Annotated in this window: 23 protein-coding genes; 13 read left to right on the forward strand and 10 right to left on the reverse strand. The window is 72.0% G+C overall.

The features are described from left to right. Positions 1 to 34 precede the first annotated feature (34 nt). Both ACFWCH_RS05915 and ACFWCH_RS05920 read left to right on the forward strand, forming a co-directional pair. Positions 35 to 1243: a sensor histidine kinase gene (locus ACFWCH_RS05915; RefSeq protein ID WP_378803121.1), complete on the forward strand. Its 1209-nt coding sequence runs from the start codon at positions 35 to 37 to the stop codon at positions 1241 to 1243. After that, a complete protein-coding gene (locus tag ACFWCH_RS05920; RefSeq protein WP_378803122.1) occupies positions 1240 to 1887 on the forward strand; it encodes a response regulator in 648 nt (215 codons plus the stop codon). The genes ACFWCH_RS05915 and ACFWCH_RS05920 overlap by 4 nt, the downstream gene beginning before the upstream one ends. Before the next feature lie 3 nt (positions 1888 to 1890). Here the strand turns inward: ACFWCH_RS05920 and ACFWCH_RS05925 are convergent, their stop codons facing one another. Next, a complete protein-coding gene (locus ACFWCH_RS05925; RefSeq protein ID WP_136036518.1) occupies positions 1891 to 3129 on the reverse strand; it encodes an MFS transporter in 1239 nt (412 codons plus the stop codon). Between the two features lie 62 nt (positions 3130 to 3191). On the opposite strand from ACFWCH_RS05925, the gene ACFWCH_RS05930 reads away from it, so the two are divergent. Continuing rightward, positions 3192 to 4256: a LacI family DNA-binding transcriptional regulator gene (locus ACFWCH_RS05930; protein WP_378803123.1), complete on the forward strand. Its 1065-nt coding sequence runs from the start codon at positions 3192 to 3194 to the stop codon at positions 4254 to 4256. 11 nt (positions 4257 to 4267) lie between these two features. Here ACFWCH_RS05930 and ACFWCH_RS05935 read toward each other — a convergent pair whose 3' ends face one another. Next, on the reverse strand, positions 4268 to 5770 hold the full coding sequence (locus tag ACFWCH_RS05935; protein ID WP_378803124.1) for a hypothetical protein: 1503 nt from the start codon (positions 5768 to 5770) through the stop codon (positions 4268 to 4270). Positions 5771 to 5888: 118 nt separating this feature from the next. On the opposite strand from ACFWCH_RS05935, the gene ACFWCH_RS05940 reads away from it, so the two are divergent. From ACFWCH_RS05940 to mnhG, 6 genes are read left to right on the forward strand one after another with little or no spacing between them, the layout of a single operon-like run. Continuing rightward, on the forward strand, positions 5889 to 8861 hold the full coding sequence (locus ACFWCH_RS05940) for a Na+/H+ antiporter subunit A (RefSeq protein ID WP_378803846.1): 2973 nt from the start codon (positions 5889 to 5891) through the stop codon (positions 8859 to 8861). Continuing rightward, positions 8861 to 9448: a Na(+)/H(+) antiporter subunit C gene (locus ACFWCH_RS05945; RefSeq protein ID WP_206252106.1), complete on the forward strand. Its 588-nt coding sequence runs from the start codon at positions 8861 to 8863 to the stop codon at positions 9446 to 9448. The genes ACFWCH_RS05940 and ACFWCH_RS05945 overlap by 1 nt, the downstream gene beginning before the upstream one ends. Continuing rightward, entirely contained in the window at positions 9445 to 10998 is a 1554-nt protein-coding gene (locus tag ACFWCH_RS05950; RefSeq protein WP_136033097.1) for a Na+/H+ antiporter subunit D, read from the forward strand. The genes ACFWCH_RS05945 and ACFWCH_RS05950 overlap by 4 nt, the downstream gene beginning before the upstream one ends. Then, positions 10995 to 11588, forward strand: coding sequence for a Na+/H+ antiporter subunit E (locus tag ACFWCH_RS05955; protein WP_136033099.1), 594 nt, complete (start codon positions 10995 to 10997; stop codon positions 11586 to 11588). Before ACFWCH_RS05950 ends, ACFWCH_RS05955 begins: the two co-directional genes overlap by 4 nt. Continuing rightward, positions 11585 to 11854, forward strand: a complete 270-nt coding sequence (locus tag ACFWCH_RS05960) for a monovalent cation/H+ antiporter complex subunit F (RefSeq protein WP_136033102.1) — start codon at positions 11585 to 11587, stop codon at positions 11852 to 11854. Before ACFWCH_RS05955 ends, ACFWCH_RS05960 begins: the two co-directional genes overlap by 4 nt. Then, on the forward strand, positions 11851 to 12240 hold the full coding sequence (gene mnhG, locus ACFWCH_RS05965) for a monovalent cation/H(+) antiporter subunit G (RefSeq protein WP_136036515.1): 390 nt from the start codon (positions 11851 to 11853) through the stop codon (positions 12238 to 12240). Before ACFWCH_RS05960 ends, mnhG begins: the two co-directional genes overlap by 4 nt. A 13-nt stretch (positions 12241 to 12253) precedes the next feature. Here the strand turns inward: mnhG and ACFWCH_RS05970 are convergent, their stop codons facing one another. The 5 genes from ACFWCH_RS05970 to ACFWCH_RS05990 form a co-directional block, all read right to left on the reverse strand. Further along, complete coding sequence (locus ACFWCH_RS05970; protein ID WP_136033106.1) at positions 12254 to 13015, reverse strand: alpha/beta fold hydrolase; 762 nt, start codon at positions 13013 to 13015, stop codon at positions 12254 to 12256. A gap of 35 nt (positions 13016 to 13050) precedes the next feature. After that, positions 13051 to 15693, reverse strand: coding sequence for a penicillin acylase family protein (locus tag ACFWCH_RS05975; RefSeq protein WP_378803847.1), 2643 nt, complete (start codon positions 15691 to 15693; stop codon positions 13051 to 13053). A 132-nt stretch (positions 15694 to 15825) separates the two neighbouring features. After that, positions 15826 to 17661 carry a YhgE/Pip family protein gene (locus ACFWCH_RS05980; RefSeq protein ID WP_378803125.1) on the reverse strand — a complete coding sequence of 612 codons (1836 nt, stop codon included), beginning with the start codon at positions 17659 to 17661 and terminating at the stop codon, positions 15826 to 15828. Further along, positions 17658 to 18497, reverse strand: coding sequence for a hypothetical protein (locus tag ACFWCH_RS05985; RefSeq protein WP_378803126.1), 840 nt, complete (start codon positions 18495 to 18497; stop codon positions 17658 to 17660). Before ACFWCH_RS05985 ends, ACFWCH_RS05980 begins: the two co-directional genes overlap by 4 nt. After that, positions 18494 to 19120, reverse strand: coding sequence for a TetR/AcrR family transcriptional regulator (locus ACFWCH_RS05990; protein ID WP_136029645.1), 627 nt, complete (start codon positions 19118 to 19120; stop codon positions 18494 to 18496). The genes ACFWCH_RS05985 and ACFWCH_RS05990 overlap by 4 nt, the downstream gene beginning before the upstream one ends. A 256-nt stretch (positions 19121 to 19376) precedes the next feature. Here ACFWCH_RS05990 and ACFWCH_RS05995 point away from each other — a divergent pair, with 256 nt between their 5' ends. Next, on the forward strand, positions 19377 to 20036 hold the full coding sequence (locus ACFWCH_RS05995) for a GntR family transcriptional regulator (protein WP_378803128.1): 660 nt from the start codon (positions 19377 to 19379) through the stop codon (positions 20034 to 20036). A 49-nt stretch (positions 20037 to 20085) separates the two neighbouring features. Here ACFWCH_RS05995 and argG read toward each other — a convergent pair whose 3' ends face one another. Continuing rightward, positions 20086 to 21531: an argininosuccinate synthase gene (argG, locus tag ACFWCH_RS06000; RefSeq protein WP_136029641.1), complete on the reverse strand. Its 1446-nt coding sequence runs from the start codon at positions 21529 to 21531 to the stop codon at positions 20086 to 20088. Between the two features lie 208 nt (positions 21532 to 21739). Here argG and ACFWCH_RS06005 point away from each other — a divergent pair, with 208 nt between their 5' ends. Beyond that, complete coding sequence (locus ACFWCH_RS06005) at positions 21740 to 22447, forward strand: ZIP family metal transporter (protein ID WP_136029639.1); 708 nt, start codon at positions 21740 to 21742, stop codon at positions 22445 to 22447. Between the two features lie 7 nt (positions 22448 to 22454). Here ACFWCH_RS06005 and ACFWCH_RS06010 read toward each other — a convergent pair whose 3' ends face one another. Both ACFWCH_RS06010 and ACFWCH_RS06015 read right to left on the reverse strand, forming a co-directional pair. Continuing rightward, positions 22455 to 22862: a pyridoxamine 5'-phosphate oxidase family protein gene (locus ACFWCH_RS06010; protein WP_136029637.1), complete on the reverse strand. Its 408-nt coding sequence runs from the start codon at positions 22860 to 22862 to the stop codon at positions 22455 to 22457. Positions 22863 to 22966: 104 nt separating this feature from the next. Next, the gene (locus ACFWCH_RS06015; RefSeq protein WP_378803129.1) at positions 22967 to 23665 is read right to left on the reverse strand and encodes a phosphotransferase family protein; all 699 of its coding nucleotides are present in this window, start codon (positions 23663 to 23665) and stop codon (positions 22967 to 22969) included. A 138-nt stretch (positions 23666 to 23803) separates the two neighbouring features. Here ACFWCH_RS06015 and ACFWCH_RS06020 point away from each other — a divergent pair, with 138 nt between their 5' ends. Together ACFWCH_RS06020 and ACFWCH_RS06025 are read left to right on the forward strand one after the other, a co-directional pair. Beyond that, entirely contained in the window at positions 23804 to 24772 is a 969-nt protein-coding gene (locus tag ACFWCH_RS06020) for an alpha/beta hydrolase (protein ID WP_378803130.1), read from the forward strand. Between the two features lie 115 nt (positions 24773 to 24887). Continuing rightward, a complete protein-coding gene (locus ACFWCH_RS06025) occupies positions 24888 to 25883 on the forward strand; it encodes a hypothetical protein (protein WP_247638067.1) in 996 nt (331 codons plus the stop codon). Positions 25884 to 25929: the final 46 nt, after the last annotated feature.

A 25929-nucleotide genomic window follows, 5' to 3' on the forward strand; every position in this document is an offset into this window, starting at 1 on the left:
TGCGACCCCGCGGTCACCGTGGTTGCATGAGGTCATGCACGAACGGGGCGAGGGCGGTCTCGGCGCCTGGTATCGGCGCCACCGCTGGTGGGCGGATCCGCTCGGGGCGCTGGTGCTCTCCGTGGTCATGGCCGCCTTCGGCTTCCACGGGCTCTGGGGTCCGTTCTCGCTGCTGTCGGACGACGTGTCGCCGTGGTGGGCGCTGGTGCTCGCGGTTCCGGCGTGCGTGCTCTCGCTCGGCAAGGCACGACGGCCGTGGACGGTGCTGGTGCTGGTGGCGGTGCTGTTCCTCGCCGATCTGCTCACCGTGGGGGGCGTCGGCACCCTGGTCGTGCTGCTGGACGTGCTGTGGATGGCGGCGTTCCGCGCCGGACCGCGCGGCCGCCGCGTGCTCCTGATCTCTCTGGGCACGGCGACCGCGGCGCTGTTCTTCGCCGCACTGCTGTTCGCCGACGTCGACGTGCCGGTGGCCGTGCTGTTCGGAGTGCAGTTCGGGGCCATCTTCGGAACCGACTACTGGTGGGCGGTCGCGGTCTCGCAGGCGCACGAGCTGGCGGAGCTGCACCGTCAACGCGCCGAGGACGCCGCCGCCGCCGCGGAACGCGACCGCACCGAGGCCGTGCAGCGGGAGCGGGAGGCCATGGCGCGCGAGCTGCACGACGTGGTGGCCGGGCACGTGCTGGCGATGGCGATCCGGGCCGAGGCGGCGCTCGCGACGCGTCCGGACCGCTCCGACGACCGGGCGGCGCTGCGGGCCGTGCGCGACGCGGGCCTCGACGCGCACGGTGCGTTGCGGTCGATGATCTCGGTGCTGCGCCGCGGCGGCGGCCCGCTCATGCCCACGCCGAGCTGGGCGGACCTCGACGGCATCGTGCAGGAGGCGCGGCGGTCGGGGCTGACGGTCCGCCTCGACGCGGCGGAGCTCGGCGACCTCGGCGATCTCGGCGGGGGCGGCGAGCAGGCGGTCGTGCGGGTGGTGCGGGAGGCGCTCGGCAACTGCGTGCGGCACGCGCGGGGTGCGCAGGTCGAGGTGCGGATCGCACGCTCCGGCGACGAGGCGCTGGTGCGGGTGCGGTCGCTCGGCGGGACGGCAGCGGTCGCCCCGATGCGACACGACAGCGAGGGGTGGGGGTTGCAGATGCTGCGGGAGCGGGTGGCGGCGCTGGGGGGCGTGTTCCAGGCGGGGCCCGACGGCGACGGCTGGACCGTGGAGGCGCGGCTGCCGGCGGGAGCGCGGTCGTGAGCGCCCCGACGGTGCTGCTGGCGGACGACCACGGCGCGATCCGTGCGGGGCTGCGCATCATGCTCGAGACGCACGACATCGTGGTGGCGGGCGAAGCGGCCGATGGCGAGGTGGCCGTGCGCAACGCCGCCGCCCTGCGCCCCGACGTGGTGCTGATGGATCTGCGCATGCCGGGGCGCGACGGCGTCTCGGCCACGAGGGAGATCGTCGACCGGGGTCTGGCGGACGTGCTGGTGCTCACCAGCTTCGACGAGGACGAGCTCGTGCTCGCGGCGATCCGCGCCGGGGCCGTGGGGTTCCTGCTCAAGACCGTGGATGCGCCGACGCTGGTGCAGGCGGTGCGCGGGGTCGCGGCGGGCGAGGGCGCCCTCGACCCGCGCGTGACCAGGCGTGCGCTCGCCGCGGTGGCGGAGTCCGCGGTCGACGGTCCGCCCGCCGCCGCCACCCCCGCCCTGGGCGAGCTCACCGCGCGGGAGCAGGAGGTGCTCGACGGGATCTTGCAGGGCTGGTCGAACGCGCAGCTCGCCGCCCGGCTGCGCATCTCGGTGCCCACGGTGAAGACGCACGTGTCGAACGTGCTCGCGAAGCTGGGTGCGCGCAGCCGCTCGCACGCGGCGGCACTCGTCCGGGCGTGCGGCGGCTGAGCCTCAGCTCCGGGCGGCGGTCGTGGCGGGGGTCTTCTCGTCGTCGCGCAGCGGGCGGGCGGCCCCGGAGAACAGCCCGGAGACCACGACCAGCGCGACCAGGATGAACAGCGTGTTGAGCAGGCCGATGTGCTCGCTGATCACGCCGAGCACGGGCGGGCCGCCGAGGAACGCGACGTAGCCGATCGTGGCCGCGGCGCTCACGCGGGCGGCGGCCTTGGCCGGGTCGTCGGCCGCGGCGGACATGCCGAGCGGGAACCCGAGCGAGGCGCCGACACCCCAGAGCGCGGCGCCGAGCAGCACGAGCGGCAGCGTCGGCGCGAGGATGAACAGCAGGATGCCGCTGGCGGCCGTCGCGGCGAGGATGCGCAGCACCAGCACCCGGCCGAAGCGGTCGACCAGGGGGCCGCCGAACAGGCGCACGACGGTCATGCCGGTCGAGAACACGGCGAGGGCGACGGCACCGGAACCCTCGGCGAGACCGTGGCCCTGCTCGGTGCCGAGGGCGATCCAGTCGTTCGCGCCGCCCTCGGCGAACGACATGCCGAGCATGACGGTGCCGAGCAGGTAGGTGCGCGGTTCGCGCCACGCCTCCAGCGCGGTGTGCAGGCGCTGGCGGAACGGCGGCTTCTCGTGCTCCTCCGGGTCGAGGGCCGCCTCTCGCACCGGCACCTGGAAGAAGCAGATCACCGCGATCACGGCGATCAAGACCCCGACGGAGATCGCGTGCGTGCCGACATCGATGCGAAGGTGCGCCGCGAGCGCACCGATACCGGCGCCCAGGACGGTGCCGAAGCTGAAGAACGCGTGGAAGACGGGAAGGATCGTGCGGCCCATCTGCTGTTCGATCGCGGTGGCCTCGACGTTCATCATCACGTCGACGCAGCCGTTGCCGAAGCCGAACAGCACCATGCCGACCAGCACCAGGGGGACCGAGGCGAACACGGTGGCTCCGAGTCCGACGAGCGCGATGCCGGCGGCGAACGTGAGCATCGACAGGAGCATGCCGCGACGCGCACCCGTACGCGCCATGACCGCGGGGCTCGTGGAGATGCCGAGGATGGAGGCGATGCCCATGCCGAGCAGGATCAGTCCGACCTGCGCGTTGTCGAGACCGAGGGCCTCCTTGATACCCGGCACGCGCGATGCCCAGGTCGCGATCGAGAGGCCGCTGGCCAGGAAGATGGCGAAGATCGCGGTGCGCCAGCGCACGAACTGCGAGCGGGTGAGGGCGGTGTCCATGACCCACAGCCTATATCGAATCGATTCGACGCCGGAGTGCAGATCCCGGCTATCCTCGGAGTATGAGCAGCAGGGAGACCCCGCGCCGACCCACGATCGCGGATGTCGCGCGCGAGGCGGGGGTCGCGACCTCCACCGCGTCCGTGGTCTTCAGCGGCAAGGCCAAGGTCGCCCCCGCCACGCGCGACCGCGTTCTCGCCGCGGCGACCGAGCTCGGCTACACCGGACCCGACCCCCGCGCCGCCTCGCTCCGTCGCGGCCGCAGCGGCATCGTCGCGGTCGTGCTGGAGGGCCACCTGCGGGCCGCGTTCCTCGACCCGGTGACGACCGCGATGATGGACGGCCTCACCGATGGACTCGCCGACCTCAGCGCCGGGATCCTGCTGATGCGCGACGAGCCGGGCGAGGACGGGTCCGCGATCGCGAGCGCCCCGGTCGACGCGGTCGTGCTGATCGGGTGCTCCGGGCGCACGCGGGCCTCACTCGAGATCGTGCGGGGGCGCGGCCTCCCCGTGGTCGTGATCGAGGGCGACGCCGGGCTCGACGTGCCGCGCATCACGCTCGACAACGTGGCCGCCTCCGCCGACGTCGCCCGGCACGTCCGCGAACTCGGGCACCGCGACGTCGCACTGGTCACGCTCGCGCTCGACGCCGACCGCGAGCGCACCCTCATCACGCCGGAGCGACTCGCCACCGCGACCGTCGACGTCACGGTCGACCGGCTCCGGGGAATGCGCGAGATCTTCCCCGACGCCCCGGCGATCTCCGCGTCGGGCAGCCTGATCGACGAGGGCATCCTGGTGGGCCGCATGCTGCTGTCCGACCCGGAGAAGCGTCCGACGGCCGTGCTCGCGCAGAGCGACCTGCTCGCGGTCGGCGTGATCCGCGCGGCGGAGGAGCTCGGGCTGCGCGTGCCGGAGGACCTGTCGGTGGCGGGGTTCGACGGCATCGCGCTGGACGGCCTGGGCGACCTCACGCTCACCACGAGCGTGCAGCCCGCGGTCGAGAAGGGTCGCGCGGCGGGGGAGCAGGTGGCGCGCATGCTCCGCGGGGAGCCGGGCGAGACGCAGGACCTCTCGTGCCGCTTCCGCGCGGGCACCACGACCGCGCCGCCCCCCGCGCGCTGAGCCGCCTGCCCTCAGGAATGCGCGGGACCGAGGCGCAGCGCCGTCTCGCCGAAGTCCAGGATGCGGTACCGCCCGCACTCGATCGTCGCCACCGGTTCGACCCCGGCGGGCAGCTGCCACGGCACGGTCTGCGCGTCCTCCACCAGGAACGACACCTCCCCCACCGTGAAGTCCCGCCGGTCGACCAGCCAGGCGTAGCCGTTCAGCGCGTGGTCGACCTGCACCAGGCGTGACGGGTCGTCGAGGTGCAGCTTGGGCAGCCGCACGGTCCAGAACTGCCCGGCACCCGTGCGTCCCGATGCGTCGACCCAGTCGGTGACGCAGGTCAGGTCGGCGTCGGGTGCCTGCGCGGCGGCCGCCAGTCGCGGCACGCTCAGTCCGGCGGCGAGGAGCAGCAGGGCACCCAGCGCCGCGACCGCACCGCGCACGAGCCGGGACGACGGCAGCACGGCGCGCGGATCGGCGACCAGGGCCAGGACCGGCGCGAACGCCAGCGGCTGGAGGTATCGCGCGGCCTGGGTGCCGAGCGCCACCGCCCCGAGCAGCACCAGGGCGGGAGCAACCCACGCGACCGCGGCGACGAGCCGCGCGCCGGGCGCCGATGCCCGCCGCATGCGCATCACCGCGAGGGCGAGGAGGGCGGCGACCACGACCAGCGCGAGCACCCCCGGCGGCGTCGAGAGCCGGCCCGCGAACAGCCCGGCGTACAGCTCGAGGGACTCCCGCCACCGCCACGGCTGCACGTAGCCGGCGCCCGTGTTCGCGATCCATGCCGAGAACGGAATGCGACAGAGGAAGCCGAGCAGCGTGCCGCCGAGCAGGGCCGCGCCGAGCAGCAGCGCGGGCCGCCGGCTCCGGACGGAGAACCCGAGCACGACCAGCACGGCCAGCAGCGGCACCGTGGCCCAGGCCGCGAACAGCGGATTGGTCAGCGTGGACACCGCGGCCGTCGCGCCGAGGGCCCAGAGCAGCACGACCCCGCCGCCCGGGCGGTCGAGGAAGCGGCGGGCCAGACCGACCGCGGCGACCGCTCCGATCGTGGTCGCGGCGTAGTAGGTGGTCGTGAGCGAGAGCGACGCGAGCTCGAGGGCATCGCGCGACGGCGACGCCTCGGTGAACACGAGAAGCGCGAACACCCCGAGCGCCGCGAGCGACCACGCGACCGGGGCGGCACCCGCGCGGCGACGACCGGCGACGAGCCGCGCCACGCCGTAGAACCCGAGCAGGTTGACCACCGCGTTCACCGCGAGCAGGCCATCGACGTCGAGCGGCAGCAGCGCGCCGAGGGCGACGTGCACGGCGGACTCCGGAAGGAACAGCACGCTCGACAGCGCCCACTCGCCGACCCCGCCGCCGTCGAGGATCGCGCGCGAGATCAGTCCCACGACCAGGGAATCCCCGTCACGGAAGAGCAGCGAGGAGCGGGGCGATGCGGCGAGCTGACCCGCCGCGACGAGGGCGATCGCGAGGGCCGTGAGCCACCCCGCCAGCTCCCTCCGTGCGCCCCCGTGCATGCGAACACTCTGGCACGTCGCGCAGACCCGCGAACCGCCCGGCCCCATCATCCCGGTAAACTGGACGGACACCGCCCGCCTGAGCCGCAAGGCCGACGAGCCCCGAGGAGCCGCGTATATGCTGATGCTCCTCGCCGTGTTCCTCCTCGGGTCGCTGCTGTTGCCCGTTCTGGTGCGCTGGCTGGGAGCACAGGCTTTCGCCGTCGCCGCGCTCGTCCCCGCCGCCGCGTTCGTGCACGCGCTGGTGCTCACGCCGCAGGTGCTCGACGGCCCTGTGCCGTTCGAATCCGTGCCGTGGATCCCGCAGCTCGGGCTCTCGCTCTCCATGAACATGGACGTGCTCGGGTGGGTCCTCACCCTGATCGTGACCGGCGTCGGCGCGCTCGTGCTGCTCTACTGCCGCTGGTACTTCCACGACGACGCGGCCGGCATCGGCCAGTTCGCCGGGGTGCTGCTCGGCTTCGCTGGCGCGATGTACGGCCTCGTGCTCACCGACGATCTGGTGATGCTCGTGATGTTCTGGGAGGTGACGAGCATCCTCTCGTACCTCCTGATCGGGCACTACCGCCGCCGCGCCGCCAGCCGTCGAGCCGCGCTGCAGGCTCTGCTGGTGACGACCCTCGGCGGCCTGGTGATGTTCGTCGGCGTCGTGCTGCTCGTCGTGGACGCCGGCACGTCGAGCATCCGCGAGATCCTCGCGCTCGCCCCCACCGGGCCCCTGGTCGACGCCGCCATCGTGATGCTGCTGATCGGCGCCATCAGCAAGTCGGCGCTGTTCCCGTTCCACTTCTGGCTCCCCGGTGCGATGGCCGCCCCCACGCCGGTCAGCGCCTACCTGCACGCCGCCGCGATGGTGAAGGCGGGCATCTACCTCATCGCGCGCTTCGCCCCGATCTTCGCGCTGAGCGCCACCTGGCGACCGATCATCATCAGCCTCGGCATCCTCACCATGCTGCTCGGCGGGATCCAGGCGCTGCGCGAGACCGACCTCAAGCGCGTGCTCGCCTTCGGCACCGTCAGCCAGCTGGGGTTCTTCGCCGTCGTGGTCGGCTACGGCACGCAGGCCGCCGCCCTCGCCGGACTCGCGCTCGTGATCGGGCACGCCCTGTTCAAGTCGGCGCTGTTCCTGATCGTCGGCGTGATCGACCGGCAGCTCTCCACGCGTGACATCACCGAGCTCTCCGGGGTCGGACGGCAGGCGCCGGTCATGGCGACCGCGGCCTTCATCTCGGTCGCGTCGATGGCGGGCATCGCGCCCACCATCGGCTTCGTCGCCAAGGAGTCCACGCTCACGGCGCTCCTGGACGACGCGCAGGGCGGCTCGATCTGGGGACTCGTGGCGCTGATCGGCGTCGTCCTCGGTTCCATGCTCACCGCGGCATATGGCGTGCGCTTCCTGTGGGGAGCGTTCTGGACCAAACGCGACGACCGCGGCGAGCGGCTGCCCGACACCGCGTGGCCCGACCCGCCCGTCGGCTTCCTCTCCGCGCCGATCATCCTCGCCGGGGTCACCCTCGCGGCGGGCATCGGCGCCCCCGCGCTCGACATCGCCCTGCAGCCCTACGCGCTCACCGCGAACCCCGGCCTCGACCACGAGGGCGCCGCCGTCGAAGGCCCCGGTCACCTCGCGCTCTGGCACGGGTTCGAACCAGCGCTCGGGATCTCGATCCTCACGGTCCTGCTGGGCATCGGGCTGTTCCTGCTCACGCGACGCAGCGGCTGGGACCGTCGGCCGCGCCTGCTGCCCTTCACCGCCGCCGACGCCTACTACCTCGTGATGCGCGGCATCGACCGGCTGTCCGTGCTCAGCACCACCCTCACGCAGCGCGGCTCGCTGCCCGTCTACGTCGGCACGATCTTCGTGGTGTTCGTCGCGGCCGAGGTCACCGCGCTCATCGCGAGCGACATCGACCGCTACCAGCTGTCGCTCTGGCACACCCCGGCACAGCTCGCGGTCGCGCCGATCATGGCGGTCGCGGGCGTGGTGGCGGTGCGCGCTAGGAAGCGGTACACCGGCGTCGTGCTGGCCTCGGTCACGGGTCTCGGCATGGTCGTGCTCTTCGCGACCAGCGGCGCACCCGACCTCGCGCTCACGCAGATCCTCGTCGAGACGGTCACCATGGTCACGTTCGCCCTGGTGCTGCGGCGGCTCCCCGCGCGGATGGGCGAGCACAACGCCTCGGTCAGCCGCATCCCCCGGGCGCTGCTCGGCATCGGCGTCGGCCTCACCATGGCGTTCGTCGCGATCGTGGCCACCCAGTCGCGCGTCGCCGACCCGATCTCGGAGATCTTCCCGCAGATCGCCTACGAGATCGGCCACGGCAAGAACGTGGTGAACGTGGCCCTGGTCGACCTGCGCGGCTGGGACACGATGGGCGAGCTGTCGGTTCTCGTGCTCGCGGCGACCGGTGTCGCCTCCCTCGTCTTCGTGACCCACCGCGCCGATCTGCTCGCCGCGACCAAGACCCTGCCGCGCTCCGTGCGCAAGGCCGCCCGCAGCCGTCCGCTCGTCGAGACCACCGACGGCGTGCGCTTCCAGACGTCCGAGAACCGCAGCGCCCCGCGCGCCTGGCTGGTCGGCGGACAGAAGATGAAGCCGGAGAACAGGTCGATCCTGCTCGAGGTCATCGTGCGCATCCTGTTCCACACCATCATCGTGGTGTCGATCTTCCTGCTGTTCGCGGGTCACAACCTGCCGGGCGGCGGCTTCGCCGGCGGACTCGTCGCGGGCATGGCGCTCGTGATGCGCTACATCGCCGGCGGCCGCTGGGAGCTCGGTGCCGCCGCACCCACCGACGCCGGACGCCTGCTCGGGGCGGGCCTCATCCTCGCGGTCGGCACGGCCGTGGTGCCGCTGTTCTTCGGGATGGCGCCGCTCACCAGCACCTTCTGGGAGTGGGAGATCCCGGGCATCGGTCACATGGAGTTCGTCACCTCGACGATCTTCGACGTGGGTGTGTACCTCGTGGTGATCGGGCTCGTGCTCGACGTGCTGCGCAGCCTCGGCGCCGAGGTGGACCGGCAGTCCGCGCTCCGCCCCGGTCAGAGCACCGCGATCGACTTCACCTCACGGACAGGGGGGAACGGCTGATGGACGTCTCCCTGGCCCTCATCGCGATCATGGCCGTGCTCTTCGCGTGCGGCGTCTACGCGATGCTCGAGCGCAGCCTGACCCGGGTGCTGATCGGCTTCCTGCTGCTCGGCAACGCCACGAACCTGCTGCTGCTGATCGTGATGGGCGTGCCGGGCAACGCCCCCTTCTTCGGCACGAACGGCGACCTCAGCGATCCGCTCCCGCAGGCGCTGACCCTCACCGCCATCGTGATCACCTTCGCGGTGTCGGCGTTCCTGCTCGCCCTCATCTACCGCTCCTGGCAGCTCGGCCAGGCCGACACGGTCGAGGACGACGAGGCCGACATCGCCCTGCGCGAGCGCACCGACGCCGACGAAGACCTCATGGACGACGAGTCGGAGACCGACGACGACGAGGCGACCACCGACTTCGTCGGCGTGCAGACCGCGCCCATCACGGTGCTGCACATGCGGGACCACCCCGACATCCACGACGACGCCCCCTACGACTCGCCGTACAGCGCGCAGCGGGAGGACGAACCCGAACCCGAGGCCGACGAGGATCCAGACCACGACCACACGACAGACGGGGAGGGCAGGTCATGACCACGCTCGTCCCGCTCCTGGTCGCCCTGCCGCTGCTGGGCGCCGCGGTCACCCTCGTGTTCGGGCGCAATGCCCGGCTCCAGGTGCTCGTCACGGTCGCCACCCTCGCGATCGTCTCGGTCATCGCCGCGGTGCTGCTGGTCGTGGTCGATGCGGGATCCCCGCTCGCGGTCTCGGTCGGCGGGTGGCCGGTGCCGTTCGGCATCGTGCTCTACGTCGACCGGCTCGCCGCGCTGCTCGTGCTCGTGTCGAGCGTCGTGCTGCTCGCGGTCCTCCTCTTCTCGATCGGTCAGGGCGTCGCAGACGGCGCGGACGAGACCCCGATCTCGATCTTCAACCCCTCCTACCTGATCCTCGCGGCCGGCATCTTCAACGCCTTCATCGCGGGCGACCTGTTCAACCTCTACGTCGGCTTCGAGATCCTGCTCGTCGCGTCGTACGTGCTGATCACGCTGGGCAGCACCGAGTCGCGCATCCGCACGGGTGCGGTGTACATCGTCGTCTCGCTCGTGTCGTCGATCCTGTTCCTCGCCTCGATCGCGATGATCTACGGCGCCCTCGGCACCGTGAACATGGCGCAGATCGCCGAGCGCATGTCGGAGCTGCCGCAGGACACGCAGCTCGTGCTGCACCTGATGCTCGTGGTCGCCTTCGGCATCAAGGCCGCCATCTTCCCCGTCTCCTTCTGGCTGCCCGACTCCTACCCGACCGCGCCGGCCCCGGTCACGGCGGTGTTCGCCGGACTGCTGACGAAGGTCGGCGTGTACGCGCTGATCCGCACCGAGACGCAGCTCTTCGCCTCCAACAGCATCGACACGCTGCTGCTCATCATCGCGCTGGCGACCATGGTCGTCGGGGTGCTGGGTGCCGTGGCGCAGGCGGAGCTGAAACGGATCCTGTCGTTCACCCTCGTGAGCCACGTGGGCTACATGATCTTCGGCCTGGCGATCGCGACGCCCGCGGCGATCGGCGCCACCGTGTACTACATCGTGCACCACATCGTGGTGCAGACCACCCTCTTCCTCGCCGTGGGACTCATCGAGCGTCGGGCGGGAAGCACCTCGATCCTGCGGGTGAAGGGGCTGCTCAAGATCGCGCCCGTGATCGCGGTGCTGTACTTCATCCCCGCGATCAACCTCGGCGGTCTGCCCCCGTTCTCCGGGTTCATCGGCAAGTTCGCGCTGTTCGAGGCCGCCGCCTCCGTGGGCACGCCCCTGATGATCGTGCTGATCTTCGGCGGCATCATCACCTCGCTGCTCACGCTGTACGCGCTCATGCGGGCGTGGAACCTGGCGTTCTGGCGCGAGGAGGAGGACTCCACCGAGACCGAGGGACGCATCTCCTACCTGACGGGCGCACCCGCGGCCGACGAGCAGCAGGAGACCAGGCGCATCCCGAAGATCATGACGGTCGCCACCGCGGGCATGGTCACGGTCACGGTGGCCCTGACGATCTTCGCCGGTCCGCTGTACGCTCTGTGCGATCGCATCGGGGCTGGCCTGCTGCAGCCGGTCAACCTCGTCCAACTGGAAGACGAGGTGGAGGGATGAGGCCGGAGACGCGGCGCCTGTGGCGCGACATCGGCATGCAGCTGCCGTTCCTCGCCTGGCTGATCGTGCTGTGGATGCTGCTGTGGGCGCAGTTCACCGTGCTCTCGTTCCTGACCGGGCTCGTGGTCGCGATCTTCGTGACGCGCGTGTTCCGGCTGCCGACGGTCGAGCTGTCCGGCCGCGTGAACCTCTGGTACGCCGCGCTGTTCATCGTGCAGTTCCTCTGGGCAGTGCTGCGCGGCGCCCTGTCGGTCACGGTGCAGGTGTTCGACTTCCGCCGGCAGCCGGGCACCGCGATCGTCGCCGTGCCGCTGCGGTACGCGGACGACCTCGTCATGACGCACGTCGCGGTGGTGTCGTCGCTGATCCCCGGTTCGCTCGTGGTGGAGGCCGACCGCGACCGGCGCATCCTCTACCTGCACGTGATCGGCGTGCGCAGCAAGGAAGACGTCGAGGAGCAGCGGCAGGGGGTGCTCGGCTGGGAGAAGCGGGTCGTGCGCGCGCTGGGCGACCCGTCGCAGTACCGCCGCCTCAAGGCCGACGAGCGCGCGGGTCGCATCGATCCGGCCAGGGTGGGGGGTGCCCGATGAACGTGCTGCTCCTGGTGATCATGGCGGTGTTCGGTGTCGCCGCGATCCTCGCCGTCATCCGCATCGTGCGTGGTCCGTCGATCCTCGACCGCGCGGTCGCCGCCGACGTGCTGCTCACCGAGGTCATGTGCGTGCTGGGCGCGGAGATGGCGATCAACGGTCACACCCGCAACATCCCGGTGCTGCTGATCATCGCCGCCGTCGGCGTGTTCGGGTCGATCGCGGTCGCCCGGTTCGTCGCGAGAAGGGACAACACGACGCCATGAACGTGTTCGGCCTGATGATCCCCGACGCCGTGATCGACGTCGCGGTGCTGGTGCTGATCCTGATCGGTGCGCTGCTGTGCCTCTCCGCCGCGGTGGGGCTGCTGCACTTCCGCGACGTGCCGACGCGGTTGCACGCCGCGACCAAGCCGCAGGTGCTCGGGCTGCTGGTGATCTGCGTGGCGATCGCGCTGTCGCAGCGGTCGATCGGCGGCGTGCTGTTCGGCCTGGTGCTGGTCGCCCCGGTGGTGCTGATGCAGTTCGCCACGGCGCCCCTGTCCGCGCACATGGTCGGGCGGCAGGCGTATCGCAACGGCACGATCGAGCAGCGCGGGCTCGTGGTGGACGAGCTCGCCGAGTCCAAGCAGACGCCGCCCGCCGCGGGCTGACCTCGCCCGCGCGTCAGGTACGGTCGGCGAACGCCTCGATCAGGCGTGCGGCGGGTTCGGAGTCGCTGATGAGGGTGCCGTGCCCGTGGTCGGGGATCACGGAGAGCTCCGCGCCGGGGATGGCGTCGAGGATGACCTGACACCAGCTCATCGGGGCCAGCGGGTCGTCTTCCCCGCGCAGCACGAGCACGGGGCAGTGGATGCGGCGGAAGGCCTTCTCGGGCTGATGCACGATGGTCGCCCGCATCTTGCGGATCAGGTGCGGACCGCCGCGGAGGTACTCGCGCGCGCCGCGCCAGATGACGAGCGGCCGCTCGCCCACGAGGTCCTGCAGCAGGTAGCGCGCCTGGGCCCCGATGTTGCGCGCGGCCTTGTCGACCGTCGGTCCCGCGAGCACCACCCCCGCCACGAGCTCGGGGTGCCGGGCGGCGAGCTCGGCCGCGATCTGGCTGCCCATCGAGTGCCCGATCACCACCACGGGTTCCGCGTCGACGTGGCGCAGATACGCGGCGACCAGGTCGGCGTGGCGCTGCATGGTGAGGGTGCGCGTGGGCTCGGGCGCTTCGCCGAACCCGGGGAGGTCGAGCGCGATCACGCGTCCGTTCAGCCGCTGGGTGAGGTCGAGGTACACGCTGCGGCCCATGCCGATGCCGTGCAGCAGCAGGTAGGTGTGCGGCCCCTCGCCGAAGCTCTCCGCGATGAGGGTCGCGCCGCCGTGCTCGAACTCCAGCAGCGTCGCGGTCGTCCCCTTCGGGGCGAGATAACTGGAGGGCACCGGTCCACGCTAGCCGAGGAACCTCTGCGGGTCTCTCAGCCGGCGGGGGCCAGGATCAAAGTGTCGCGCGCGGACCGGCCGACCGCGCCCGGTGTGAACGCCCAGGGGCGCTGCACGCCCGAGGCCCAGTCCTCCGTCTGGTCGACGTAGTGCTCGTGGTAGGCGTGACCGGAGGCACCCGTCAGATGGATCCACGTGGAGGCGTCGAGGTCGTCGAGGTCGACCACCATCCGCATGGAGGGCACGGTCGTGGTGGCGTACGACTCGCCGATGGTCCAGCCGGTCGCGTCCACCACCGATGCGCCGCCGCCGACCGGGTAGGGTCCGCGGTTGAACAGTGCCTCGATCGGGGCGATTCCGGACGAGCCGAACGTGCCGCTACGGAGCGTGATGGCGTGCAGGTCGCCCCAGTTCCAGCGCGTCGTGTCGGTGCCCTGCAGCGCGGCGAGCTCGTCGTACGCCTCCTCGGCCGACCGGGCCAGCATCTGGGGCATGCCGTCGACGTCGATGCGGTCGTTGCGCCACAGCGGGTCGGACGGGTCTTCGAGCAGGTCGCCGACCACGGTGAACAGCCGTCCCTGGCCGTCGGTGGGCAGGGGCACGGCGCGCTCGGCGAAGAGGTTCTGCACGAGGCGCGACCACAGCACGTTCGCGTACGCGGCGGCCGCGGAGGTCTTGTCGTTCTGCGCGTCCCACGTGCGGAGCAGCTCGACGGCCGTCCGCGGTCCGGTACCGTCGACCTCGACGTCGCCCATGGCGCTGACCAGCTGCTTGCCGATCCACATCTCGCCGTCCATCTGGATGTCGCGCAGGTCCTCCGCGGTCAGCGGCGCGGCGGCCGCGCGGCGCTCGATCAGGTGGGCGATGCGGGCAGCGCGGTACCCCTGGTCCCAGTCGCGCGACAGGAAGTACTCGTAGTCGTCGGTGACGATCGCGTTGTTCGCGGTCACGATGTAGCCGGACGCGGGGTTGTACGCCACGGGCAGCTCCTCGAACGGGATGTAGCCGGTCCAGTCGTAGCCGCTGTCCCACCCCGGCTGCGGCATCCACCCGTCGCCGGCCCCGCGGATGGGCAGCCGCCCCGGCGTCTGGTAGCCGATGTTGCCGTCGACGTCGGCGTAGATGAGGTTCTGCGCCGGAACGTCGAACAGGGCGGCGGCGGCGCGGAAGTCGTCGAAGTCCTGCGCGGTGGAGAGGGCGAAGATCGCGGTCGCGGTGGTGCCGGGGTCGAGGGCCGTCCAGCGCAGGCTCAGGGCGTATTCGGCGGCGTCGCTTCCCGGTGGAGCGGGGGCGGTGCCCTCGGCCCGGAGCGCGGGGTCCGGCGCGTCGGCGATCGCGGTGAAGTCGTCGGTGAGGCCGGAGATGATGGGGCCGTGCACGGTGGAGCGGATCGTGAGCTCGATGTCGTCGCCACCAGCGACCGCGATGGTCTCGGTGGTCTCCTCGAGCGGCACGAGCGCGCCGTCGCGCCAGTACGCGTCGCCCTCGATGCGCTCGACGTACAGGTCGGTCACGTCGGTGGTGAGGTTGGTGAAGCCCCATGCGACGCGCTGGTTGTGGCCGATCACGATGCCCGGGAGACCGGAGAACGAGAAGCCCCCCACGTCGAACGGGCAGTCGGCGTCGACCGTCGAGCACTTCAGCTGCACCTGGTACCAGACCGAGGGCAGGGAGGCGCCGAGGTGCGGGTCGTTCGCCAGCAGCGGCATGCCCGACGCGGTCAGCTCTCCCGAGACGACCCAGGAGTTGGAGCCGATGCCCTCGCCGGCGTCTCCGACCAGGACGCTCGCGGCTTCGATCACGTTCGCCGTCTCCTGCCACTCGATCGTGGTGACGGCCTGCTGCACCTCGCCGTCCTTCGGCGGCAGGCTGAACGCGGCGGCGTCTGCGGTGGTGTCGAGCGGCTCCACCGTGGAGATCTGCGGCACGATCACCGGGTTCCGGTCGAACGGGTAGGAGGGGTACAGCTTCGCGAGCAGGGCGTGCGTGTCCTCCGGGTCGCCGCCGTCGGCGAGGGCGCCCGCGAGCAGCGCGCGCTCCGTCTCATCCTCGACGTTGGTGCGGAGGTCCCAGGCCATGGCCTTGAGCCACGCGACGGAGTCGGCCGGCTCCCACGGCTCCGGTTCGTAGTCGGGGTTCTGCAGGCCCAGCACCGCGTACTCGAGCGACAGCTCCGCTCCGGACCGGGACGACAGGTAGGCGTTCACACCGTCGGCGTACGCCTCGTAGTAGCCGCGGGTCGTGTCGTCCATCGCCTCGACCTCGGCCTCGGCGACCTTGCGCCAGCCGAGCGTGCGCAGGAACGCATCGGTGCCGGCCTGGGACGCACCGAACAGCTCGGCCACGCGGCCCGACGTCACGTGCCGACGGAAGTCCATCTCGAAGAAGCGGTCCTGCGCGTGCACGAACCCCTGCGCGAAGAACAGGTCTTCCGAGGAGTCGGCGGTGATGGTCGGGATCCCGCTCGCGTCGCGCTGCACGGTCACCTCGGCGGCGAGGCCGTCCAGCCGCAGGGTGCCCGAGGTCTGCGGGAACGAGCGCTGGATGGTCCATGTCACGAAGAACGCCGCGGCCACCGCGATCACCACGATCGCGGCGACGACGAGGAACGCGATGCGCCCGATGCGGACACCGAGCGACTGGCGGGAGGGTGCGGGTGACACCGGCGAAACGGTCATCATCGTCGAGAACTCTTTCGGGTCGCGGTTGGGACTCAGTCCCACCGAGCCCCGGTGCGCGTTTCAGGGCCGCGCTCTCGCATCCTAGCCCGCCCGCGCTCGCCGCGGCACGTCCCGCGGCGAGCGACCGCGTCAGCCGATCAGGCTGGGCTGCAGATCGCGCAGCGTGCGGCGATGCGTCATGCGCGTCACCCCGATCGCCGCGAGCACGAGGGCACCGACGAGCCACACCCCGAGCACGGCCAGATCCCACCCGGCGCGGGCGTAGTCGCCGCCGTACATCAGCTGCCGCATCGCGTCGACCACGTAGCCGAGCGGCAGCACGTGGTGCAGGGCGGCGAGCGGGGTGGGCAGCGTCTGCCAGGGGAACGTGCCGCCCGCGGTGACCAGCTGCAGCACCATGAGCACGAGGCCGAGGAACTGTCCGACCGAGCCCAGCCAGACGTTCAGCGCCAGGATGATCGCCGCGAACGTGGCAGAAGCGAACATCAACACCCCGAGCGTGCCGAGGGGGTGGTCGAACGTGAAGCCGAGCGTGAGCGCCAGGATGCCCATGAGCCCGAGCATCTGCACGGCGCCGAGCATGGCGGGTGTGAGCCAGCCGGCGAGCGTGATGCGCACGGGGGAGTGCAGGGCGGTGACGGCGCGGCGCGAGATGGGCTTCACGATGAGGAACAGCGCGTAGATGCCGATCCAGGCCGACAGTGCTGCGAAGAAGGGGGCCAGTCCGGCGCCGTAGTCCTCCGCGGATGCCACCTTGTCGCTCGACACCTTCACGGGGTCGGCGATGGTGTCGGCCTGCTGGCTGCGAAGCTCTGGGGTGGACTCCGGGATCTGCTGCACCCCGTCGGCGAGGCCGTCGCGGAGTTCGACGGTGCCGGACGAGAGGGTGGCGAGACCGTCGCGCAGCTGGGCGGCGCCGGCGTTCGCGGAGGCGGCGCCGGTCGCGACCGTCCCCGCGCCGCTCGCGAGGTCGGTGGCGCCGGAGGCGAGGGCGGCGGCGCCGGCCGCGAGCTGGTCGACCTTGCCGACCGCAGCCTGCACCTGCGCGTTGCCCTCCTCCAGGCGGGTGCCGAGCGGGTCGAGCCGCGCCAGCACCCGGTCGATCTCCTCGGGGGTGAGGCCCTGGTCGGCGAGGGCCGTGGCGATGTCGGAGCGCACCTGCGGCAGGGCGGCGGTGGCCTCCTGCACGGCGGCGCCCGCACGGTCGGCCACGTCGGCGAGCTGGCGGTTGCCCGCGCTGACCTGCTGCGCGCCGTTCGCGAGGGTCTGGGCGCCGCTCGCGAGCTGCGCCGTGCCGTCGGCGAGCTGGGCGGTGCCGTCGGCGAGGGCGGAGCTGCCCGACGCGGCGGTTCCGGCGCCGTCGGCGAGCTGGCTCGCGCCGTCGGTCGCCGACACGAGGCTGTCGCGGATGTCGCTCAGCCCGGTGAGCAGCCGTTCGGCGGCCTCGCTGCCGACCATCTCGGCGACGGAGCTGCGGATCTTCTCGACCGCCTGCGTGCCCATGGAGGAAGCGAGGTAGTTGTTGGCGTCGTTGGTCTCCAGCTCGATGCGCGCCTGGTGCGGGTCGGTGCCCGCGGCCGAGGTGAGGGCGGCGGAGAAGTCCGACGGGATGGTGACGGTGAAGTCGACCGTGCCGTGGCGCAGTGCGTCGGCGGCCTCGTCGGCGGTCATCCGCTGCCAGTCGAACGCGTTGCCGTCGAGGAGGTTCTCGGCCACCTCCTCGCCGTAGTTCACGGTCTCGCCGGTCGCGGACTCCGTGCCCGTCGTGGGGGCGGGGGCGCCCTCGTCGTCGACCACGAGGGCCACGGGCACCTCGGGGAACTTGGCGTACGGGTCCTGGTTGGCCCACAGGTACAGGCCGCCGTAGAGGATGGGCACGCAGACCAGGGCGACCAGGGCGAGGATGCCCATCCGGCTGGCGGTGAGACGCCGGAGCTCGGCGGCGATCATGGACGGGACCTTCATCGCGCGTCTCCTCTCTCTTCGGCCTCGGGTTCGGGTTCGGGTTCGGGTGCGGCCCCGAGCTCGGCTTCGGCCTCGGGTTCGGCCTCGGGTGCTGGCTCGGGTGCAGGTGCCGGCTCGGTTTCGGGTTCGGGTGCTGGCTCGGGTGCGGGTGCCGGCTCGGGTGCGGCCTCGGGTGCGGGTACCGGCTCGGGTGCGGCGAGGACCAGCGGCTCGACGGGGCCTGAGGCGTTGACGGCGTCGAGCTCGTGCATGCGCTCGAGGGCCACGGCGGCCGAGCCCCCGACGATCACGAGCATCGCGTAGCCGCGGTCGGCGAACTCGCCCGCGATGCGCCACCAGCCGTCCGGGCTTCCGCCGTGGCGGTCGGGGGCGACGAGCACGATGCCCTCCACACCGCGCCGCAGGACTGCGAGCTCGCACAGCAGGCGCACGCGCGCGGCGGGGTCGATGTTCCCGATGGGGACCGACGCGAGCTCCTCGAACCCGAGTCGCGCGAGCCAGCGCCGCGCGTGCAGCGGGGTGGCACCGGCCCCGGCGAACATCAGCTCCTCGCCCACGACCCCCGCGAGCGTGATGTCGGGGTGGGGGTCGCTGACGTCGGGGGCGTCGACGAGGGCGACGCGGTGGCGCAGGTCTTTGGCGTCGCTCGCCCCGTCGATGCTCACCCGCCCGCTGTCGGGGCGCATGCGCCCGCTCGCGATGAGGCCGAGCACGGTGGGCCGTTGCTCGGTCTCGGCGAGGGCGTAGCGCACGGCCCCCGTGTGGAACTCCAGACTCGTGACCGGGAGCGCCTGGCCGTTGCGGCCCTTGCTCACCTCGTGCAGGGCGATTCTCATGCGCGGACCTCCTGCCCGGTCGCGGCGAGCTCCGGGTGGTCGGAGAGCAGCTCGTCGACCTCGCGCCACGACAGCCCGGCGATGCTCAGGACCGCGCGCACGGCGAGGTCGCCCGTGGCGGGGTCGGCGGCCTCGGTGCGCGAGACGACGGTGCGGGCGATCTCTTCGATGAGCCGCGCCAGCGTCGGTCCGCTCAGGTCGGTGCGGAAGCTGCCGGCGTCCTGCCCCGACCGCACCAGGGCCGCCAGGGTGTCGCGAAGCGGGGAGAGCGCCGCGGCCGTGTGGGTGACGTGCGCCTCGTCGAGGGCGAGGGCTGCGGCGACCTGCACGTGCACGGCCTCCCGCCACAGCAGGGAGGCGAGGCGGGCGAGGGCGACGCGGGGGTCGGCGTCGTCGACCGAGGCGGCGATGGCGTTGAAGCGCTGCGCGCCGCTGGAGACGAGTTCGCGGATCAGTGCCTCGCGGTCGTCGAAGTGGCCGTAGAGCGTGCGGCGCGACAGGCCGGCGCTACGGGCGATGGCGTCGATCGAGGCGTGCGGGTCCAGGGCGAGGGCGGCGCGGGCGGCGGCGAGGATGCCGGCGCGGTTCTCCACGGCGTCGCGGCGGGGGGCACGGGTGGTCATGCATTCAGGATACTTTTCATGCACAAGGTTGTGCAAGATAGTTTTCGGATTGCTGGTCGCTACGGCCGCGCTGACATGTCGGTCCTTCCCATTTCAACTGTGTTATGTTACGCGTTGCGCTCGGGCGCGGATTCAGGGGGGCCCTGTGGATCGGAGCGAATCCGACGGCAGCGGTGTCCGAGGAGGCGGGGGGAACCGCCATGACGGAGAGGGGTGCGGTGTGCCTGGGATGGACAGTCCGCTGGAGCGGCGGACGATGAGCGACGACGTGTACGACCGATTGCGCGAAGCGATCGTGACGGGCGAGCTGCGACCGGGGGAGCGGCTGCGGGATCACGAGCTCGCCGACGCTCTCGGGACCTCGAAGACGCCCGTGCGGCATGCGCTCGACCGCCTTGCCGAGCTGGGCCTCGTGGACATGCAGCGCAATCGCTTCACCCGGGTCGCTCCGATCGACCTCGACGACGTGCGCGACGCGATCGCCCTGTTCGGCGACGTCTGGATCGGCTCGGTGCGACACGCCACCCCGGTCATGGGCGACGACGACGTGACCTATCTGTCGGAGCTGGTGGAGGACATGTCGTCCGCCGTGGATGCGTCCGACGTCGCCGCGTTCAGCGCTGCCCTGCGCACGATCGCGGTGGCGTACGCGCGCATCGAGGGAAACGCCACGCGCTCGAACGTGATCGAGTTCCTCGGCCCGCAGATCCGTCGCTTCAGCGCGCAGGCGAGGGGCGACTTCGACTTCGCGGCACTCCGCTCGGCCACCGCCGGGATCGGTCTCGCCATGACGCAGCGCGACGCGGTCGGCACGCGCGCCGCTCTCATCACCCTGTTCGACACCGTGCTCCCTGCGGTCATCGACCGCGCCGAGGAGCGCAGCCGCCACGTGGACGTGCCGCCGGCCGACGCCTGACACGACGAAGGGGCGCTCCGCGTGGAGCGCCCCTTCGCCGTGACCGTGCTCAGTCGGTGCCGGAGTCGAAGGCCGCGCGCTCCGATGCCGTGTCCACCGCGTCGGCCAGCGTCTCGTCGGCCTCGGAGACCGAACCCTCGACGGCGCCCGTGATCTCGGCGGACTCGCCCGCGGTCACGCGACCGACGAGCTCGCCCGTGGCGCCGCCGACGAGGCCGAGTCCCGCGTACTGCTCGAGGCGTGCGCGCGAGTCGGCGATGTCGAGGTTGCGCATCGTGAGCTGACCGATGCGGTCGACCGGACCGAACGCGGCGTCGCCGACGCGCTCCATCGACAGCTTCTCCGGGCCGTACGACAGGTTCGGCGACACCGTGTCGAGGATCGTCCAGTCGTCGCCGCGGCGCAGGCGGATCGTGACCGTGCCGGAGATCGTCGAGCCGACCCAGCGCTGGATGGACTCGCGCAGCATGAGCGACTGCGGCTCGAGCCAGCGGCCCTCGTACATGAGGCGGCCGAGGCGGCGGCCCTGCTCGTGGTAGGTCGCGAGGGTGTCCTCGTTGAGGATGCCGTTGACCAGGCGCTCGTACGCGATGAAGAGCAGCGCCATGGCCGGGGCCTCGTAGATGCCGCGCGACTTCGCCTCGATGATGCGGTTCTCGATCTGGTCGCTCATGCCCAGCCCGTGACGTCCGCCGATCGCGTTCGCCTCCATCACGAGCGCCACCGGGTCGGCGAACTCGACGCCGTTGATCGCGACGGGACGGCCGCCCTCGAACGTGACCGACACGTCCTCGGACTCGATCGCGACGGACGGGTCCCAGAACTTCACGCCCATGATCGGGTCGACGGTCTCCAGCGACACGTCCAGGTGCTCCAGCGTCTTCGCCTCGTGCGTCGCGCCCCAGATGTTCGCGTCGGTCGAGTACGCCTTCTCGGCGGAGTCGCGGTACGGGAAGTCGTGGGCGACGAGCCAGTCGCTCATCTCCTTGCGTCCGCCGAGCTCGGTCACGAAGTCGGCGTCGAGCCACGGCTTGTAGATGCGCAGTCGCGGGTTGGCCAGCAGGCCGTAGCGGTAGAACCGCTCGATGTCGTTGCCCTTGTAGGTGGAGCCGTCGCCCCAGATGTCGACGCCGTCCTCGCGCATCGCGCGCACCAGGAGCGTGCCCGTCACGGCGCGGCCCAGGGGCGTGGTGTTGAAGTAGGTCTTGCCGCCGGAGCGGATGTGGAACGCGCCGCACGACAGCGCGACGAAGCCCTCCTCGACCAGCGCGGTCTTGCAGTCGATCAGCCGGGAGGCCTCGGCGCCGTACTCCAGCGCGCGGCCGGGGATCGATGCGATGTCGTCTTCGTCGTACTGCCCCAGGTCGCCCGTGTAGGTGAACGGCACCGCACCCTTGTCGCGCATCCAGGCGACGGCGACGGAGGTGTCGAGTCCTCCGGAGAAGGCGATGCCGACGCGCTCGCCGACGGGCAGGGACTGGAGGACCTTGGACATGCCTTCCAGTCTATCGGCGGGCGGCGTGTCGCCTTTCCGTGCGTCAGATCAGGCGTACCTGCACACCGAGTGCCGCGTAGGTGCCCAGCGCCCGCCCGCGCGTGACGTCGAGCGCATCGCCGTGCGCCGGGTTCTGGTCGTGGACGGCCACGCCGGGGCTTGGCGTCCGAAGTCCTCTTCCCGTGCCAGAGTGGGGCCGGAGGTGCGTATGGGTGGAGCGATCCTGTGGGGAGCCGTCGCCGCGGCGCCGCTGTTCGTCGGTGCGGTCCTGGCCCTGCTGCGCACCTGGCCGCCGCGCTGGCTCGGCATCGTGCTCGGCTTCGGCGCGGGAGCCCTCATGGCCTCCATCGCGTTCGAGCTGTGGGAGGAGGGGCTGGACCGCGGCGGACCGCTCCCTCTCGTGGCCGGTGTCGCGCTCGGCGCCCTCAGCTACTACGTCGCCGCCCGCATCCTCGACGCCCGCGCCGCCCGCACGAAGGGGCAGGCCGGGGGCGGGCAGCTCGCCGTCGGCGCTCTGCTGGACGGCATCCCCGAGCAGCTCGTGCTCGGCATCGGTCTGGCCTCGGGGGAGCCGGTGAGCATCGCGCTCGTGGTCGCCATCCTGGTGTCGAACCTGCCGGAGTCGATCGGGTCCGCCGCCGACCTGCTCGACGGCGGGATGGCGAAGTCGCGCGTGCTGCTGCTGTGGCTGGGGGTCGCGGTGGCGTGCGCCGCCGCCACGGTCGCCGGGTTCGCCCTCGCCAGTGTGACCGGCGATGTCTTCCGCTCCGGGGCGAGCGGCTTCGCGGCCGGCGCGCTGCTGGTCATGCTCGTCGACTCGATGGTGCCCGAGGCGCAGTCCAAGGCCAAGGAGTCGACGGGGCTCGCGACCGTGCTCGGCTTCGCGCTCGCCGCGGGGCTCGCCTTCGCGTCCTGACGCGGGGTCAGACCTTCGGGGTGCGGCTGTCGCGCTGCACGCTGCGGCCCGACATCGTCTCGATGTGCAGCAGCAGGGCCAGGTCGCGGTCCTCTCCGGCCCACGGGTGCACGCGGGCCGAGATGCCGGCCGCATCCTCCTCGGGCGCGCGCGACAGGGTGCCGTGCATCAGCACGCTCCACGCCGTGGCGCCCAGCGGGTCGTGATAGTCGACCTCGAACGCGACCGCCGCCGGCACCGTCGTCACGGCGGCCAGCAGCCCCTCCGCCGAGGTGCGCAACAGGATGTCGCGGCCGGACAGGGCGTAGTTGACCGGGTGGATGTGCACGCGGCCGTCGTGCAGGAAGCCGATGCGGCCGACCGTGGTGGTGGTCAGCAGTTCGTAGGACTGATCGGGCTCGAGCTCTCGGATCATGCGGATGCTCCCTCCGTCTGGCGCCAGTGTAGCCAGCGGCCGGTGGATGTTCGAGGGCCCATCGCCCGGACCGGACGAGGCTCCTTCGTTCGGCCCGGCTTCGTTCAGCCCGGCCAGGCGCGCAACTCGGCCGTGAGCTGCGCGAAGTACTCGGGTGGACCGGCCTCGGCGAACCACAGCCAGAGCTCCGCGGCGTGGATCGGGAACCACGCCCGCACCGCCGCGGGGTCGGCACCGTAGCCCTCGATCAGCGCATCGGCCGAGCGGGGATCCTTGCGCGCGGCGCCCCATGCCGCGCGGGACAGCTCGCGCACCGGATCGCCCGCGTGCGCGGCCTCCCAGTCCACGACACCGGTGATGCGGCCGTCCGCCGCGAGCACGTTGCCGTCGGTCCAGTCCCCGTGGCAGAAGACGACGCCGGCCGAGGGCGGGATCGCCAGGGGAAGGGCAGGACCGTCGGCGGCGCGGTACCGGGCGATGATCGCGGCGTCGTCGGGCGCGGGCGGCAGGTCCTCCGGGGCGACGAGGTCGTGCAGCCGCCGGAGGAGGACGGCCGACGCCCGCAGTGCGGCGAGCCGCGTGTCCGCATCACCCTCGTCCAGCCGGGCGCCGGGCAGCTCGGTCATCAGGATCACTCCGGCGCGCTCCTCCACGACCTGTGGCACCGGCAGCCCCGAATCCGCGAGGGCACGCAGCGCGCGCACCTCGGTGTCGTGACGCGCCGGGTCGGACAACCGCTTCTCGACCAGCCGGCGCCCGTCGCGCTCGACCAGTCGCACCGTCCCGACCGCACCCTGCCGCATCCCGCCATCCTCGCAGCACCCCGACGGAAGGCGGAGTGATCGGCCCGTATCCGCCGCAGGTGGCGGGTTACCCTCGGGTGCGGCCCGCACGATCCTGGGGGCATGCCACCGCGTCGGGGCGAGGACAAAGGAGTTCTGATGACCGACACGCTCGCCCGTCCCCCGTTCGACCCCGAGCTGGAGGCGGCCCTCGCCCTGGTCGGCGACCAACTGCCCCCCACGCTCACCGCCGACATGATCCCGCTCCTGCGCGAGAGCCCCGTCAGCGGCGAGGACGAGATCTTCTCGGTGCTCTCGGAGCGCGGCTTCACCTGGCGCGACGTGTCGATCACCGGCCACGACGACGGAGAGATCGTGGTGTCGGTGATCGAGAAGCAGGGCCGCACCGGCACCGGGCCCGGCTTCTTCCACACCCACGGCGGCGGCATGATCATCGGGAACCGCTGGCTCGGCGTGGTCGGCTTCCTGGACTGGGCCGAGCGTTACAACGGCGTCATCGTGACCGTCGAGTACCGGCTGGCCCCCGAGTTCCCGGATCCCTACCCGGTGGAGGACTGCTACGCGGGGCTGCGCTGGGCGGCCGACCACGCGGACGAGCTCGGCATCGACCCGACCCGCCTGCTGATCGGCGGAGGCAGCGCCGGCGGAGGCCTGGCGGCCGGCACGGCGCTCCTCGCCCGAGACCGGCGCGGCCCCGAGCTGATCGGGCAGCTGCTGATCTACCCGATGCTCGACGACCGCGACGCCACCGTCTCGACGCGGCAGATCGACGGCATCGGGGTGTGGGACCGCGGCTCCAACCTCACCGGATGGACGGCGCTCCTGGGTGACCGCCGGGGCGGCGACGACGTCTCGATCTACGCGGCACCGGCCAGGGCCACCGACCTCAGCGGTCTCCCGCCCGCGTTCATCGACTGCGGCAGCGCGGAGGTCTTCCGCGACGAGGACGTCGCCTACGCCACGAAGCTCTGGGAAGCGGGCGTGCACGCCGAGCTGCACGTCTGGGCCGGGGGCTTCCACGGCTTCGACATGTTCGCCCCGCACGCCGCCGTCGCGCAGGCCATGCTGGCCGCCCGCGACAACTGGGTGAACCGCCTGCTCGCCTGAGCCCCTGCTCGACCCGCTCCCGTCGCCCGTTCCGTCGCCCGCCAGCGCCGGGAGCGAGGAGACGGCGACGGGAGCGGCCGCAGTAGGGTGGAACCCCCGCGCGATGGAGCCCGACATGCAAGATCTGCTGGGGCGGATCACCGCCCTCGATCCCGATGCCAGCGAGACTCTGAAGGTCGTGACGTACTTCGACGCGCTGGTCTCCCGCTCCGTCGGCGTGGAGAGCATGCTCAGGGGTGCGGCCGTGCTCAGCGGCGCGACGGTCGGCCAGAGGGATGGTGCGCAGGTCGTGCGCGTCCGCGCCGACGGCGTCCGCATCGATCCCGTCGTGCTGTCCTCGACCTGGCCGACGCGCGAGAGCGGCCCGGACGCGGTGGTCTGGATCGAGCGGGAGGGTGAGCTGCACACGAACGACGCGATGATCCTGGAACGCCTCGCTCTCGCGCTCGGCATCATCCGCGCTCGGCGACGGGTCGGCGAGGACGGCGCCGTCGAGCTCGCCATCAGCTCCTACGCGGCCGTCGACGAGCGGGCGGCGGTGCTGCCCCGACTGCGTCTCGCCCCGGGAGCACTGCGGGTGGTGGCGTCGCCGCCCGATCCGTCGCCGTCGCCCGCGCACCCGTCGGCGATCGTCGCCACTCGCCACGGCCTCACGCGCGCGACGATTCTCCCCGCCGACGTCGAGCCGGCGTCCGCATGGGAGGCCTCCGGCGCGGTGCGGCTCGGTGCGGGCACGGTCGCGCGTGCAGAGAACCTGCCTTCGTCCTGGTCGGCGGCGCTCGTGGCCGTCCGGCTGACCAGCGATGAGCGACCATTCGTCGACGCGACCGACCTGGGCGTCCTGCTCCTGGTCGCGCAGACCGCGGACGGCGATTCCCGGCATCCCGACGTGGTGGCCCTCAGCCGCATCGACGCCCGCAATCGCGAACTGCTCGATGCGGTCGTGGACGAGCACAGCGTGCGCGCCGCTGCCGTGCGTCTGGGACGGCATCACTCGAGCGTGCAGGAGCGGCTCACGGCACTGATCGAGACCCTGGGCTACGATCCCCGTACTCCGCTCGGGCAGGCTCGATACGTGGCGGCGCGAATGCTGCTCGCCCTCGGGGACTGAGGTCACTCGAAATATTCGTGTTCGGCAATAAAGATCAATAAAGATG

Origin of the sequence: Microbacterium sp. NPDC060132 (genome assembly GCF_042729675.1) — a bacterium.
GTDB lineage: Bacteria > Actinomycetota > Actinomycetes > Actinomycetales > Microbacteriaceae > Microbacterium > Microbacterium sufflavum.